The organism is Methylocystis parvus OBBP, assembly GCF_027571405.1.
Classification (GTDB): Bacteria; Pseudomonadota; Alphaproteobacteria; order Rhizobiales; family Beijerinckiaceae; genus Methylocystis; species Methylocystis parva.
In genome coordinates this window covers 2,528,314-2,542,263 of the sequence record NZ_CP092968.1, presented here as the reverse complement: position 1 = coordinate 2,542,263, position 13,950 = coordinate 2,528,314, and the positions used below count along the sequence as shown (strand labels likewise).

Sequence of the window (13,950 nt, the reverse complement as noted above, 5' to 3'; positions counted from 1 at the left end):
CAGAAATGGCGCGGGCTTATTTGCGTCGAAGATCAGGTGAGTCGCGCGGTCAGGAGATCGACATTCAGCTCGCCAAAAGTCTCGAAAGCACGGGCAAAGCACTGAGCGCGCTGGCGCGGCTTCCAAACGTCCGAATTTTATAAAGGCCCAGGAACAGACAGCGCAAGCGCCTGTCAAAGCCGACCTGATGGGGACGGCTCTGACGGGCGCCTCACTTACCCGTTGAGAGTAAGGTCGATCAGACTTTGTCGACGAGCTTCTTCACAGCATCCTTGGCGTCGGCGACAGCCCCTTGAGCTTCGCCCTTGAGCTTCTGTCCGGCGCCCTCGATCTCGAGGCCCGGATTGCCGACGGCCTTGCCGACGGCCTCTTTGACCGCGCCAGCGGCTTCATTCGCGGCGCCTTTGATCTTGTCAGTTGTACTGTTCATGGGGCTTCTCCGAAAGGAAGGAGAACAATGCATTGATGCACATTGTTTCCGTCGATACGTGTTCGACATCAGAAGTGTATCTGGTGAGGAATGGCGCGGCCTAGCGTCGGAATGTACCTATGGAGGCGTCACGCATCATCAATTGATGAGTCCTAGCCCCAATATGCCCGAGACGATCAAAAAGATTGCAACGATATAGTTGAGCAACTGCGGCATGATCAAAATGAGGATGCCGGCGATCAGTGAAACGATCGGTTGAAGGTGTGATAGGCCTATTGACATTTGCGTGTCTCCGTTGATTCAGAGCGCCGTCATTTTCAAACATTATATAGTCGTCGATTGAGCGCATGCGCTTCTAAAGTTTTCCAAGAAGAACGAGTACGAGGACAATGATAAGCAATGTGCCCAATGTTCCCGATGGCGCATAGCCCCAACTCGAACTATGCGGCCAATTGGGAAGGGCGCCGACAAGCATGAGGATGAGGAGCACAAGGATGATTGTTCCGAGCATATGAATGCCTTTCAATTGTGTCCTGTTGCGATGCTCGTCTGTCGGCGCTGTCTCTCAGTCCGACGGCCAATTCCGCCAGCGATGAACGTGGCAAACAGGTTCTTGGGCGAATATGATCGATGTTTGATGCGGACAATGACAAGATTCGGAAACTACTCAGAGCCTGTTTGGAAAGTCACGGGTGCGCATTTCGGCGGATGAGAACGCCGCCCATGGCGACATGGATCATAGCTGTTGAGACGTCGATGCGGCGCTCGTAATCTCTTACGAGCCTGCGCCAGCGGATCATCCAGCCGAAAGTTCGTTCGACGACCCAGCGACGCGGCAGGACTTCGAAACCCTTCTGACCATCGCGGCGACGAATGATCTCGAGCACGAACTCGAGATAGCGGGCCTTGTCCATCAACTTCAGTCGGTCGTAGGCGGCGTCGGCGAAGAGATGCTTCACCCATGGCCATCGCTTGCGGATGGCGTCGAGGATCGCCTGCGCCCCGGCGCTGTCGGAAATGTCGGCGGTCGTCAGATTGACCATCAGCAGTCGCCCATCCGCGTCGACCGCGATATGGCGCTTGCGGCCGACGATCTTCTTGCCCGCGTCATAGCCCCGCGTTTGCGCATGCGGGGCCTTGATCGACTGGCTGTCGATCACCGCCGCCGAAGGGCTCGCTTCTCGTCCCTGGCGCTCCCGATCGAGCATGAGCTCGACGTCATGAATCGTCTGGAACAGGAAACGCCGCGCCAACTCGCGAAACCAGCCATAGACGGTTCGCCAATGACCGAAATGCACCGGCAGCATCCGCCAGCCGCAACCCGAGCGCACGAGATAGCGCACCGCATTGATCACTTCGCGGAACTCGACTTCCCGCGGACGCCCGCGGCGCCCAGGCTTCGGCATCAGCGGCGCGATCCGCGCCCACTCCTCATCCGTCAGATCAGACGGGTAGCGCTTGGTCTTACGGGCGATCTTGGCCATCCGGCCCCGCTGCTTGCGTGTCCACATCAAAAGTGTGAATCACATGTGCAGCAAAACCGGAATCCCCCAAAAACAGAATTTTCAAACAGGCTCTCAGTGCGGCGCTGCTCACGCGCCACATAATTTTTTGTGAGTTAGGCGCGCCGAATTTACTCAGCTCATGGTGACACGGCTTCGAGCGCAAGTTGAATCGCGGTTGCGAGGTCGGATTCACGGAATGGCTTTTGAACCGCAATCGCGCCACGCCTCGACGCTGCTATTCTCGAAATATCGCCACTTACAAAGAAATGAGGGATGAAGCCGGCGTCGCATATTTTGTCCATTGCCGAGACGCCGCTTCCATCACGAAGACATGCATCGATGATCATCAAATCCGGCTTGCAGCGAGCCGCTGCAGCCACAGCCTCCGCTTCGGTGCTCTCAACCCCGCAAACCTCGTGACCCATCGTTTCGAGCATTTCGGCAAGCAACTCGCCGAGCAGAGGTTCGTCCTCGATGACGAGGATCCGGAGCGCACTCATCGGACCACCTCGCCGCCCGCTCCGCCTTCATTCACCCAGATGTCGATGCGATCGTTGAGGCCAGTCAGCGCGCCTTCGTCCGCTTCCGATGGAATAGGAGGGTGGGAAACGAACTTTGTCGGAGCCGCATGTCGCGAATCAGCAGGCCGGCTCTCTATCGAAGCCAGATGTTGCGCGCAAATCTTCATTCCGTCGGCGCTAAATGAGATTCGAGGAACCAGTGTTGCGAGTCGCCCATTGGCGCCATTTCGATTGAGTCAATGTCCATGTGCGAACAATCAAGTTGGCTCGCCTGATCGATGGCTGCGTTGAGAGATTGGCCGAATGCTGCGAGAGTCTTGGAAATGCCTAATATGTGCTCCTGTACATCCGGATGCTCAAGCGGATTGGCGGTTAGGAAAGAATGTGCGGATTGAGATCGAAAGCTGTCGGATAAGGAGGCTAGCTTCGAATGCATAGCTTAAGCTCCAAAACGCGGCCAAAGCAGAAATCACGAGCGACCGTGACGGTAAGGGCCCTGATGCGAATCGCGCACAACTTCCGGCGGGATATTCCCCATCCTGCGCCTACAAAGGTATTTGACGACTTGTCTGAGGAACAGGCTCGGAACCTACTCAGACGACACTCGGCTCCATCCTGCTTCAAAGAGCCGCGCGGACGTGCGACTATCCACGGTAGAGTTCGGGTATGATGCGCTTTAGCGAGCTGTGTTAAAGCGATGGTCGCATCGAAAGCATGTCAGCAAGGAGGCCAAGTCACTGCCGAAAAAACCTATCACCTCGGAGCGACAGAAACCTCGCAGATCCGGTGATTTTCTGGTCGTCGGGATCGGCGCGTCGGCGGGCGGCCTCGACGCCTGTAAGAACTTCCTTGACAACCTTCCCGCTTCAGACCGCTTGGCGCTTATCCTGATTCAGCATCTCGATCCGACGCATGAAAGCATGATGGTCGATCTGCTCTCGTCGCATACGTCGATGCCGGTCGTGCAGGCCACGGATCACATGCCAATCGAGGCCAATCATCTCTATGTGATCCCGCCAGGCAAGTATCTCTCGGTGATAGAGGGGGGCTTGCGCCTCTCGCAGCCGCTTGCGCCTCATGGGGCGCGCCTCCCCTTCGACTATTTGCTGCTGTCGCTTGCTACGAATTTCGACTCGCGGGCCGTTTGCGTGGTTCTCTCGGGAACCGGCGCAGACGGCGCTCTCGGGTTGAAGGCAATCAAGGAGCACCGTGGCCATGTGATCGTGCAAGATCCGAAGGAAGCTGGATTTGACGGGATGCCGCGCAGCGCGATCATGACCGGCGATGTCGACCTGGTGCTTCCGGCGGCGAAGATCGGAGAAGCGCTCGTCGCATACGAGCTGGCCTTAGCAAACCCAATCAAGGAGGCTCGAGCCTCGCCAGCAAATCCAGACATCCTTTTGCAGATCGTCGAACTGTTGCGCACAAAGACCGCACACGATTTTACGCTCTACAAGCCGGGCACATTGGAGCGCCGAATCATTCGACGGATGGGGATGTCAGCAGGTAAAGCCGTCGAAATGACGCAGTATCTCGACCTGCTGCGCCGCGACGCCGGGGAACTCGATCTTCTCGCAAAGGACCTGCTCATCCATGTGACGAGCTTTTTTCGTGACCCACGGACCTTCGCATTGCTGGCGGAAAAGATTGTCCCTGAAATCGTCAGGAACCATGCGCCTGACCGGAACATTCGCATATGGATTGCAGGTTGTAGCACAGGTGAGGAAACCTATTCGCTCGCCATGCTCTTCCTCGAGCGGATCGCCGCTGAAAGCCGCAGTCTCAAGCTTCAAATATTCGCCTCGGACGTCGACCCCGACGCGGTCGCTAGCGCACGCGAGGGGATTTACCCTGAAACCATTGAGAAGGACGTTTCGACGGAACGTCTATCCCGCTTTTTCACACGAGAGGATCATTGCTACAGGGTGACGCCCGAGCTGCGCTCGATAGTGGTTTTTACGGTTCAGGATTTGCTTGCCGATCCTCCCTTCTCGCGTCTCGATCTCGTTTCATGTCGCAATCTTCTGATCTATTTGCGCCCGGAGGCGCAAGAGAAGGTGATTGCGCTGCTCCATTTCTCATTGCGGGAAGGGGGTGTCGTTCTCCTTGGGGCCGCTGAGACGATTGGTAGCGTAGACGGTCGCTTTGAGCCGATCTCCAAGGCCAATCGGATCTATCGACGCATCGGTCGAACCAGAGCGGGTGAGCTTATCAATCTGATACGACCGAATTATGAGGCCGCGCTCCCAAAACGCCGCGACAAGGAACACGAAAGGATGCGCCCGGCCGCCCTCGCCGATCTCTGTACGCGTTTGCTCCTCGACACCTACGCGCCAGCCGCCGTCTTGATAAATCACAATTACGAATGTCTCTATTATCTCGGCCCGACGGATACCTATCTGAAGGTCGCATCGGGGCATGCTGTTCAGAACCTGTTGACGATGGTGCGTGAGGGTGTGCGCACCAAGCTGAGGTCGGCGGTTCAGCGAGCTCGTCAGGAGAAGCGGCGCATCGTCGTCTCAGGCGGCGAGCTCAAGCAAAACGGAGAGCCGTTCTCATTCAATATCGCTGCGCAGCCGGTTCAGAGCGACGGAGAAGAGCTCCTGCTGGTTTGCTTCATCGATCAGCCTACGCCCGCACGCAGACAGGACAGGCAATCTGCGCCAGGACAAAGCGCACAAGTCGCCGAGCTGGAACAGGAGCTCGAAGCCACGAGGCTTGAGCTTCAAGGCGCCATTCACAATTTGGAGACGTCCAATGACGAGCAGAAGGCGACAAACGAAGAGGCGTTGTCCGTCAACGAAGAATTGCAGTCGACGAATGAGGAGCTGCTAACCTCCAAGGAGGAGTTGCAATCGCTCAATGAGGAGTTGACGGCGCTCAACGCGCAGCTCCAGGAGACATTGGAGCGCCAGCGCATCCTGTCGAACGATCTCCAAAACGTTCTCTATAGCACGGATGTGGCGACGCTTTTCCTCGACGCCAACCTCAAGATCCGCTTCTTCACGCCGACCACCAAGCTGCTGTTCAGCGTCATTCCCGGCGACGTCGGGCGGCCGCTGGCGGATCTGCGCTCTTTGGCGGCGGACGACGCGCTTCTCGACGACGCCCGATTGGTGCTGCAAGAGCGGGCGCCGATTGAACGGGAGATCAAGGCGCAGAGCGGCGCCTGGTATAGCCGCCGAATCATGCCGTATCGCGCCCAGGATGATCGCATCGAAGGCGTCGTCATCACTTTTTCCGATGTCACCGAACGGCATCATTCTCAGCAGGAACTGGAGGCTGCAAAGCGTCAGGCGCAACAGGCCAATCTGGCGAAATCGCGTTTTCTCGCCGCGGCGAGTCACGATCTGCGCCAGCCGCTACAATCCCTCGTGCTTCTTCAGGGCCTCTTGGCCAAGATCGTCGAAGGAGAGAAGGCGAAGAAATTGGTGGCGCGCTTCGACGAAACGCTACACTCAATGTCCGGCATGCTGAACGCGCTGCTCGACATCAACCAGATCGAGGCCGGCAAGGTGCGTCCGGAAATCGTCTGCTTTCCGATCAACGACCTTCTCCATCGATTGCGGGCGGAGTTCGCATATCACGCACAAACACAGCAACTTTCCTTCCGGGTGGTCTCTTGCGGGCTCTTGGTGCGCAGTGATCCGGCGCTGCTGGAGCAGATGATTCGCAATCTGCTCTCCAACGCCTTCAAATACACCCGAGACGGGAAGATATTGCTCGGCTGCCGACGGCGGGACGGAATGCTGCGCATCGAGATCTGGGATACGGGGATCGGCATTCCGGACGCTGAATTGCTCGCCATTTTTGACGAATATCATCAGATCGACAACGCTGCACGTGAGCGAACGCGAGGACTCGGCTTGGGGCTATCCATCGTGCAGCGCCTGGCTGGCCTCCTTAGTCATCCAATCCACGTCACCTCCAAACTTGGCAAGGGCTCTGTCTTCGCGATCGAGGTGACAGTCCCTACAGGTGAATGCGCGCCACTTCCAGCATCGGATATCCTTGGCAAGATTGTCGACGCCGCCAAAGAGGCTCCCCCGACAGGCGCTGTGCTGATCATCGAAGATGATCCGGATGTCGGAGGCCTCCTCAAGCTTCTCCTCGAAGACGAAGGTTATCGCACATCGATGGCCTCGGACGGAATTGGTGCATTCGACTCCGTTGAGCGCGACGGCTTTCTCCCTGATCTAATTCTTGCGGACTACAATCTTCCAGGCGGCATGAATGGGCTCGAAGTCGCGGGAAGCGTTCGAACCAGACTTCAGCGCCAGATCCCGATTATCATTCTGACGGGCGATATCTCGACGAATGTTTTGAAAACCATCGCGCGTCAGGATTGCGTTCAGCTCACCAAGCCTGTGGACCCTGGCCAGTTGGTGCAGGAAACTCGGCGACTGCTCGCCGACGCCTCTTTCGACAAGCCGGCGCCTGCCCTCCCGCCGCGCCTGGTCGAAGCAAGTGCAGATGATGAACGACCCATCATTTTCGTCGTCGACGACGACACGCGTCTTCGCGAGACGCTGCGGGACGTGCTCGAGGACAATGGATGGGAGGTCAGGGATTTCGAATCCTGTGAGCGTTTCCTCGAAGAGTATCGCCCGGAGCGACGCGGCTGCCTTCTGCTGGACGCCTACCTTCCCGGAATGAACGGGCTCGACCTGTTGCAACGCCTAAAAGACGGCGGAGGCCATTTGTCGGTCATTATGATCACCGGCGCGGCCGACGTGACGATGGCCGTCGACGCAATGAAGGCCGGAGCCTTTGATTTCGTCGAGAAGCCGATCAGCGGCGACGATCTGCTTGCCTGCGTCACGCGCGCGCTTGAACATGGGCACGATGCGAATGAATTGTCGGCGTGGCATGAGGCCGCCGCGGCTCACGTGGCCGGGCTGACGCCACGACAGCGCGAAATCATGGATTTGGTTCTCGCCGGGCACCCCAGCAAAAATATCGCCGTTGACCTCGGCATTAGCCAACGCACCGTCGAGAATCATCGGGCTTCAATCATGAAGAGGATGGGCGCTAAATCTCTTCCGGCATTGGCTCGCCTGGCGCTTGCGGCGACGTCGAAAAGTTAGTTTGCACAGACGTCTTCTGGATAGGATGCTTTGGATGTCGAGCGCTCCTGCCATGCAATGTTAAACGAGTGGCGCCTCTTCAGCGACTGCGCATGCCCCTAAATGACGGCGCCGAATAGGTTACCTACGCCGGCAGTCAGGACCATAGCGATGGCGCCCCAGAACGTCACGCGCGTAGTGGCGCGTAAAATGCCTGCCCCTCCTGCTTTCCCGCCGATCGCGCCGAGCAGCGCGAGAAAGCCGAGAGACGTTCCCGAAACGATGGGGACGAGCATGTCAGCGGGCGACACGACGACCATGAGCAACGGCATCAGGGCGCCGATCGCGAAAGCCGCTGCCGAAGCAAAGGCTGCTTGCACCGGACGGGCTTTGCTGACATCGGACAGGCCGAGCTCGTCACGCATGTGAGCGGCCAGTGAATCCTTCGCCATCAGTTGCTCAGCGACCTCTCGGGAAAGTTCGGGGTCAATCCCGCGCGCAATATAAATCTGCGCGAGCTCTTCCAGTTCAGGCCCCCTATTATTGCTCAACTCCTCTTTCTCGCGCGCAAAGTCTGCCCGCTCGGTATCGGCCTGCGAACTCACCGACACATATTCTCCGGCAGCCATGGACATCGCGCCCGCCACGAGGCCCGCGACGCCGGCGATCAAGATATCCTTCTGTGGAGAGGACGCCGCCGCGACGCCCAAAATGAGGCTTGCGGTCGAGACGATGCCGTCATTGGCGCCCAGAACCGCCGCTCTCAGCCATCCGATGCGGGAGATGAGGTGGCGTTCATCGTGTATGCGGAGTCGCGTCATCGACAATTCTCTCGGCGGCTGTTTTGGCGATTTCACACATTCGCATCGAAGATATTGGGCAACATCCGCTTCAGGGTTCTGTCGTGAAAATAAAAGTGATGCGCAAGAGCTGCCCCGGCGTGTGCGAGCGCCAGTATGATCAACGCATTCGCCAACGTCTCGTGTATTTCCTTCACGTCATGCGCGAAGGCCTTGTCCTTGAGCCAGGGCGACGGGATTTCGCCCAGACCAAATAGCGGCAGGCTCTCTCCGTTGGCGAACAGGGTCACGACGCCGGCGACCGGCGCCGCCACAAGCAGCGCGTAAAGAACATAGTGCATGGCGACGCCGCCGCGATCCGCCCATTTTCCCAGAGGCGTGGTCTCCGGCGGCGGCGGCGGCGAGATCGCACGCCAAGCGAGACGCGCGAGAAGTAGGATCAAAATGAGTTGCCCGGCCGACACATGCACGAACTCGCCAAGATTGCGAATAGAGCCTTTGGGAAGATCGTCGCCAAACGAGCCCAAGGCCCAAGCGAAGAGGACAAGCAGCGCGGAGCCCCAGTGGAAAAGCTGCGCCGGCGGAGAATAGTCCCGCAGAAAGCCATGCGTCGTCGTCATCCAGACACCCTCCGTTTGATATCCGCGACAAAGCCTATGTCGGCAACGCCATCCGGCCGCTTTCCGCTGGTTGTAGGATTTCAGGCGCGTCGTGACGCCTTAGGATCGAAACGGCGCCGATTTCCTCGCTGCGGTCTGCTTTGTATCGACAGGAGACGTCCGCCATCTTGCGACTTGGGGGAGGCAAGGCGGCGGACGCAGCCCAAGGCTACTTCTGCCCGAGCGTCCACAAGCCCTGCGACTTGTCAAACTTGAATCCTGTCGCACTCATGAGCGCGGCCTTCGTCGTGTTCATCGATAGCCAGGTCTTGTTGTTGCGCTGGGAGATGTTGACCGCTTCAAAAGCGACGGCCACGTCCTTGTCGCCGACGCCGAGAAACCCGCCCACCGAAACGATCACGGCGCCGATCGTGCCGGAACGATCGATGACGATATCCTTGATCTCGCCGAGCTTGTTCTCCCCGGCATCATAGACGTTCCGGTCATAGATGTTGGAAACGAGCAGCGCGTTGCTGGGGATCGTCGAGAGAAATTCAGTGGTCGTCGTCGACGCCGGCGCCATCGTCATTTTCGTAGGGGCTTCGGCGAGAGCAAGACTGGCCGCAATTGTCATTGCCGAAGCGATGAGAATAAGGGACTTTGACATTCTATAACTCCATTTGTGTCGCATCGCGATCCGACTCTTTACGACTGTTGCGATGACTTGCGAACGTATCAGTCGGTTATAGTTTTCGGCAGGCTCGGAAATTACTCAGCACGAGTATGCTGCTTTGGCTACGCGTGACAATGCCTATCGTCCGCACGTCAAAGAACATCGTCATGCCGGCGCTCGTTGTGTCGCGCTATCCGACTCATGAAAGACAGAAGGCTCGATCGGGCTCACTGTGAAGACCAGGCAGCCACCGTTCAGGCGGTCGATGGACGCTTCGTTCAAGCCCCATGCTTCTACCCTTCTGGCCGAGTCGGCGCTCGACGTCCCGGATAGGTAATTTCCGAACCTATCCGACAATCGCTCAGGCCGGATATGGTCTGGACGTCAATTGCAAATCGGCGGGTGCGTTGCGCGCAGAACATCTGCGACAATCAGGATTCCCGTCGTAGTCATCATGACACAAAGTCGCAGGAGGAGAGTTTACGCGCATGCATTTACATGGCGTGATATCCTTCCACCTTGCATGCCTCTCGGTTCGAAAGTCGATTCTCCTTTACAAGATGGAGATTTGGTTTCGTGTCTAACTGGGTTCAATCTCCGGGCAAGGAGGCACGCGTTGGTCACGCTCAAAATTCATCACCAAACAATCTATCGCTACAATCAATCCGTAAATTTGGGTCCGCACCGCTTGATGCTTCGGCCGCGTGAGAGCCTTGACCTTCGCCTCATTTCCATCGACGTGACCGCGGCTCCCGACGCGGCGGTGACTTGGACGCAGGATGTCTTTGGCAATGCTGTCGCGATCGCTAATTTTGGCGCTGCAGCGGAGGGGCTTTGCATCGACAGCTTCGTGGAAATCGAACTTAATGCCGCCGCTTGGCCGGTTTTCGAGATTGCCGCCACCGCCATTTTCTTTCCATTCCTCTACTCTGACGATGAATGGGCCGACCTCGGCGCCCTGACGATTCAACAGTATCCAGATCCGTCCGGGCGGCTAAGGGATTGGGCTCGTGCTTTCGTTAGGGGTGATCGAACGGACACTCTTTCCTTGCTCAAAGACCTAAGCGCGGGCGTTTCAGCGTGGATCAATTATCAGAGCCGGGATGAAGAGGGGACCCAGTCGCCGACCGAAACTCTGGACCGCGGTTGGGGATCTTGCCGGGATTTCGCCGTCCTCTTTGTTGAAGCAGCGCGTAGCCTTGGTTTCGGAGCACGGATCGTTTCAGGCTATCGCTACAATCCCGAAGGATCTAGCGGCGAAGGGTCTACCCATGCTTGGGCGGAAGTTTATGTGCCTGGCGCGGGCTGGATCACTTTCGATCCCACTAATCGTGGGGTCGGAGGCTTAAATCTAATCCCCGTGGCCGTCGCGCGTAACATTCGGCAGGCGATGCCTATTGCTGGAAGCTTCATCGGGAGCGCTGATTCATTTCTCGGAATGTCGGTCCAGGTCCTCGTCACGTCAGAAGCCGCTCCCCGTATGGGGAATCGACCTGAGAAGCAGCGCGAGTTCGCGTGCATGGGCGCGCAAAGCGCTCCTAACGAATAGCGTAGCTTCTCGAGGAATCCTGAGCTGGCCGCGGAAGCCAGGCGCAAGGGCGGGAAAAACTGCAATTCTGCAGAGGGTGGTTTCTCGTCGACCGTGCACTCGCACCAAGGGCGCCTCAGGTGGTCACTGCGCAATCCTCTCTCGCCGAGACGGACCAATAATCGAGGCCACAAATGCGGTGCCCTTGCTGACGCCTTGCTGAGTTTTTTTGTGTCTATAAATACCATTTGAATACAGTGTGATAATTACAATTGAGTCGCGACTGAAAATCGCAGTGTCGGTGGTTCGATTCCGCCGCTGGCACCATCTCCCCCATTCTACGCTACGATAAATCAATAGTTTACAGGAGCTCAAGGACGTCCCGCGTTTCGCTATCGGGCGACATTCCTCCCCATTCTTGCTGACCCCTTGCTAGAATGGGCGTCGGCCCCTGCCTTTGCGACATTAGAAATCGCCAATTTCAACCCTTCGGCGTGACCATGCGCGACAGCAGTGACGGTGCGCATGGGAGGGGCGCCGCTACGCGGATGTCGACAGCCTGAATCCGCCGCGCTCAATCGAAATCCACCGTCAGCCCATGCTTCGCCAATTCCTTCTCCACCGCGTCGAGAATGCGCTGCAGATCGTCTATGTCGATTTCTTTGTCCTGGTCCGGCGCGTCCCAGACGTCGATCTCGTCGAGACGCACGACGAAATCCGTCTCCTCGCCCGACTCCGCATCCGGCGCCTCGGCGTGGATCGTCAGCGTGCGCCCGTCCTGATGGACGCGGATCGCGCCCTCCGTCATCTCGACCTTGATCTTCGCCCGCGCCATGGTCGCCCTCTCCGCCTTTTCTCAGATCAGCCCAGCCAGCAAGGCGGCCTTGCGCATGAGCGTGGGCAGGCCTTCTCTATCCAGATTGGCCCGCGACGCCCAGCGGCAATTCGCGCCCGGCGCTTTCGGGCTCTTCGTGCGCGCCGTGAAAACCGTGGCCGTCAGCGCAAAATGAGTGAAGACATGCGACACGGGCTCGGGCAGAGCGCGCCAGTCGGCGGCGCAGGGCGCGAAAGCGAGCTGCTCGTCTGGCGCGACGTCGCGTGTGAAGGGCGTGGAAGGGAAGGCGCTCATGCCGCCGAAGAGCCCTTTTTCCGGGCGGCGGCTCAGCAGCGTCTCCTCGCCGCGTTCGAGAATGAAGATGCCCCCACGCCGCTTCGGCTTTTCGGCCTTCTTCTCCTTGACGGGATAGGCCTCCTGCGTCCCGGCGGCGCGAGCCGCGCAATCCGCCGACCACGGGCAGGCGCCGCAACCGGGCGCGCGCGGCGTGCAGACCGTCGCGCCGAGATCCATCAGCGCCTGCGCGAAATCTCCGGCGCGGGCGGCGGGCATCATGGCCTCGACCTTCTCCCGAATGAGCGGCTTCGCCCGGCGCGCGGGCGTCCCGATGGCGTAGAGGCGGGTCACGACGCGCTCGACATTGCCGTCCACGGCGGCGCAAGGCTGATCGAAGGCGATGGCGGCGACGGCCGCGGCCGTATAGGGGCCGACGCCCGGCAACGCCAGCAGCGCCGCCTCGGTCGAGGGAAAGCGCCCGCCATGGTCGCGCGCGACCGCGCCGGCGCAGGCGTGGAGATTGCGGGCGCGAGCGTAATAGCCGAGCCCGGCCCAGGCGGCGAGCGCCTCCTCCAGCGGCGCGGCGGCGAGCGCCTCGACCGTCGGCCAACGCGTCAGGAACCGCTCGAAATAGCCCTTCACCGTCGCCACGGTCGTCTGCTGCAGCATGATCTCGGAAAGCCAGACGGCGTATGGATCGACGCGCGCGCCCGGCGGCGCGCGCCAGGGCAGGTCGCGGCGATGCGAATCGTACCAGCGCAGAAGCGCCGGGGCGAGCTTTTGTCTCTGTCGCATTGGCTCTATCATCGGCCTCGATTTAGGGGGCGCGCCCGCTCCCGGGCAAGAGCAGGAAAGGGGCCCCATGAGCGCCGCGCCGCGTAAAGGCGTCTTCGCCCGGCCGCTCGTCGACTATGTGCTGCGCGAGCTCGACCCGCTCGTCGCCAGGCAAGGCTTCGGCGAGGCGTCGCTGCTCCTGCAATGGCGTGAGATCGTCGGCGCGCGCGTCGCCGACATTTGCGCGCCGGAGCGCCTGCAATGGCCCGCTCGCGCCCGCAAGCCCGCGCCCGACAGGCCGCAGGAGCCGGCGACGCTCGTGCTGCGGGTCGAACCCGGCTTCGGCCTCGAGATCCAGCACATGGCCCCCGCGATCGTCGACAGGGTCAACGCCCATCTCGGCTGGCGCTGCGTCGTCCGCGTGACCCTGCGCCAGCAGGCGCTCGCGCCGCGCGCGGAAAAGAGACGTCCCCCCCGCCCCGCCCTCGCCGACCCCGCCTCCCGCGCTCGCGCCGAAGCCGCCACGCAAGGAGTCGCCGAAGAGAGCCTGCGCGCCGCCCTGATCCGCCTCGGCGAACAGGCGCTGAAGCCCCGCAGAATTGGGTGACCGCGCCCGCGGCGCCCGTCCCGACGCGGAGTTTCCGGGAACGCTTGCAATCCACGACGCTTGCGAATAGTTTCGCGCCGCTTCGGGCCGCCATAGCTCAGTTGGTTAGAGCACCAGATTGTGGATCTGGGGGTCCCCCGTTCGAGCCGGGGTGGCGGTACCAATCTTATTGCGCGCGCTAGACTTGCTTGGTTCGTCGTCGGTCCGTTTTCCAACGATGTAAACGCCCGTCTCGCTCGTCGGAAGGCTGAGCGATACGAGCGTTCCATTTGGAAATGCGGCGTCGGCGATTTTGACCGTCTCGTTCTTGATAAATGACGGGTCCGAGCGGCGTCG

General features: G+C 59.5%; 13 protein-coding genes and 1 tRNA gene. 4 read left to right on the top strand and 10 right to left on the bottom strand.

From position 1 onward, the window contains the following. Nucleotides 1-238 precede the first annotated feature (238 nt). From MMG94_RS12345 to MMG94_RS12325, 5 genes are all read right to left on the bottom strand, one after another. The gene (locus tag MMG94_RS12345; RefSeq protein ID WP_016919751.1) at nucleotides 239-430 is read right to left on the bottom strand and encodes a CsbD family protein; all 192 of its coding nucleotides are present in this window, start codon (nucleotides 428-430) and stop codon (nucleotides 239-241) included. A 138-nt stretch (nucleotides 431-568) separates the two neighbouring features. Next, complete coding sequence (locus MMG94_RS12340) at nucleotides 569-712, bottom strand: DUF3096 domain-containing protein (protein ID WP_016919752.1); 144 nt, start codon at nucleotides 710-712, stop codon at nucleotides 569-571. A 73-nt stretch (nucleotides 713-785) separates the two neighbouring features. Beyond that, nucleotides 786-941 carry a DUF3309 family protein gene (locus MMG94_RS12335; protein ID WP_040579187.1) on the bottom strand — a complete coding sequence of 52 codons (156 nt, stop codon included), beginning with the start codon at nucleotides 939-941 and terminating at the stop codon, nucleotides 786-788. A gap of 175 nt (nucleotides 942-1,116) precedes the next feature. Continuing rightward, the gene (locus MMG94_RS12330) at nucleotides 1,117-1,941 is read right to left on the bottom strand and encodes an IS5 family transposase (RefSeq protein ID WP_154419755.1); all 825 of its coding nucleotides are present in this window, start codon (nucleotides 1,939-1,941) and stop codon (nucleotides 1,117-1,119) included. Nucleotides 1,942-2,072: 131 nt separating this feature from the next. Then, a complete protein-coding gene (locus MMG94_RS12325; RefSeq protein ID WP_016919755.1) occupies nucleotides 2,073-2,435 on the bottom strand; it encodes an ANTAR domain-containing response regulator in 363 nt (120 codons plus the stop codon). Nucleotides 2,436-3,142: 707 nt separating this feature from the next. Between MMG94_RS12325 and MMG94_RS12320 the strand changes: the two genes are divergently transcribed. Beyond that, nucleotides 3,143-7,543: a chemotaxis protein CheB gene (locus MMG94_RS12320; RefSeq protein ID WP_016919757.1), complete on the top strand. Its 4,401-nt coding sequence runs from the start codon at nucleotides 3,143-3,145 to the stop codon at nucleotides 7,541-7,543. Between the two features lie 98 nt (nucleotides 7,544-7,641). Here MMG94_RS12320 and MMG94_RS12315 read toward each other — a convergent pair whose 3' ends face one another. The 3 genes from MMG94_RS12315 to MMG94_RS12305 all read right to left on the bottom strand — a co-directional run bounded on the left by MMG94_RS12315 (nucleotide 7,642) and on the right by MMG94_RS12305 (nucleotide 9,588). Next, the gene (locus tag MMG94_RS12315; RefSeq protein ID WP_016919758.1) at nucleotides 7,642-8,343 is read right to left on the bottom strand and encodes a VIT1/CCC1 transporter family protein; all 702 of its coding nucleotides are present in this window, start codon (nucleotides 8,341-8,343) and stop codon (nucleotides 7,642-7,644) included. A 32-nt stretch (nucleotides 8,344-8,375) separates the two neighbouring features. Further along, the gene (locus MMG94_RS12310) at nucleotides 8,376-8,942 is read right to left on the bottom strand and encodes a cytochrome b (RefSeq protein WP_016919759.1); all 567 of its coding nucleotides are present in this window, start codon (nucleotides 8,940-8,942) and stop codon (nucleotides 8,376-8,378) included. Nucleotides 8,943-9,150: 208 nt separating this feature from the next. Then, the gene (locus MMG94_RS12305; RefSeq protein WP_016919760.1) at nucleotides 9,151-9,588 is read right to left on the bottom strand and encodes a PRC-barrel domain-containing protein; all 438 of its coding nucleotides are present in this window, start codon (nucleotides 9,586-9,588) and stop codon (nucleotides 9,151-9,153) included. A 622-nt stretch (nucleotides 9,589-10,210) separates the two neighbouring features. On the opposite strand from MMG94_RS12305, the gene MMG94_RS12300 reads away from it, so the two are divergent. Continuing rightward, nucleotides 10,211-11,143, top strand: coding sequence for a transglutaminase family protein (locus tag MMG94_RS12300; RefSeq protein WP_051001113.1), 933 nt, complete (start codon nucleotides 10,211-10,213; stop codon nucleotides 11,141-11,143). A 553-nt stretch (nucleotides 11,144-11,696) separates the two neighbouring features. On the opposite strand, the gene MMG94_RS12295 is transcribed toward MMG94_RS12300, so the two are convergent. Next, nucleotides 11,697-11,957 carry an Imm74 family immunity protein gene (locus MMG94_RS12295; RefSeq protein WP_016919762.1) on the bottom strand — a complete coding sequence of 87 codons (261 nt, stop codon included), beginning with the start codon at nucleotides 11,955-11,957 and terminating at the stop codon, nucleotides 11,697-11,699. 21 nt (nucleotides 11,958-11,978) lie between these two features. Beyond that, a complete protein-coding gene (gene mutY, locus MMG94_RS12290) occupies nucleotides 11,979-13,028 on the bottom strand; it encodes an A/G-specific adenine glycosylase (RefSeq protein WP_016919763.1) in 1,050 nt (349 codons plus the stop codon). Between the two features lie 67 nt (nucleotides 13,029-13,095). On the opposite strand from mutY, the gene MMG94_RS12285 reads away from it, so the two are divergent. Both MMG94_RS12285 and MMG94_RS12280 read left to right on the top strand, forming a co-directional pair. Further along, the gene (locus MMG94_RS12285) at nucleotides 13,096-13,614 is read left to right on the top strand and encodes a DUF721 domain-containing protein (RefSeq protein ID WP_016919764.1); all 519 of its coding nucleotides are present in this window, start codon (nucleotides 13,096-13,098) and stop codon (nucleotides 13,612-13,614) included. 86 nt (nucleotides 13,615-13,700) lie between these two features. Beyond that, nucleotides 13,701-13,777, top strand: a tRNA-His gene (locus MMG94_RS12280). The last annotated feature ends 173 nt before the right edge of the window (nucleotides 13,778-13,950 follow it).

Excerpts from the sequence above, each read along its gene's own strand:
- MMG94_RS12330 (WP_154419755.1), bottom strand. The coding sequence starts at position 1,941 with ATGTGGACACGCAAGCAGCGGGGCCGGATGGCCAAGATCGCCCGTAAG.
- MMG94_RS12335 (WP_040579187.1), bottom strand. The coding sequence starts at position 941 with ATGCTCGGAACAATCATCCTTGTGCTCCTCATCCTCATGCTTGTCGGC.
- MMG94_RS12305 (WP_016919760.1), bottom strand. The coding sequence starts at position 9,588 with ATGTCAAAGTCCCTTATTCTCATCGCTTCGGCAATGACAATTGCGGCC.
- MMG94_RS12310 (WP_016919759.1), bottom strand. The coding sequence starts at position 8,942 with ATGACGACGACGCATGGCTTTCTGCGGGACTATTCTCCGCCGGCGCAG.
- MMG94_RS12345 (WP_016919751.1), bottom strand. The coding sequence starts at position 430 with ATGAACAGTACAACTGACAAGATCAAAGGCGCCGCGAATGAAGCCGCT.
- MMG94_RS12285 (WP_016919764.1), top strand. The coding sequence starts at position 13,096 with ATGAGCGCCGCGCCGCGTAAAGGCGTCTTCGCCCGGCCGCTCGTCGAC.
- MMG94_RS12315 (WP_016919758.1), bottom strand. The coding sequence starts at position 8,343 with ATGACGCGACTCCGCATACACGATGAACGCCACCTCATCTCCCGCATC.
- mutY (WP_016919763.1), bottom strand. The coding sequence starts at position 13,028 with ATGCGACAGAGACAAAAGCTCGCCCCGGCGCTTCTGCGCTGGTACGAT.
- MMG94_RS12295 (WP_016919762.1), bottom strand. The coding sequence starts at position 11,957 with ATGGCGCGGGCGAAGATCAAGGTCGAGATGACGGAGGGCGCGATCCGC.
- MMG94_RS12325 (WP_016919755.1), bottom strand. The coding sequence starts at position 2,435 with ATGAGTGCGCTCCGGATCCTCGTCATCGAGGACGAACCTCTGCTCGGC.
- MMG94_RS12340 (WP_016919752.1), bottom strand. The coding sequence starts at position 712 with ATGTCAATAGGCCTATCACACCTTCAACCGATCGTTTCACTGATCGCC.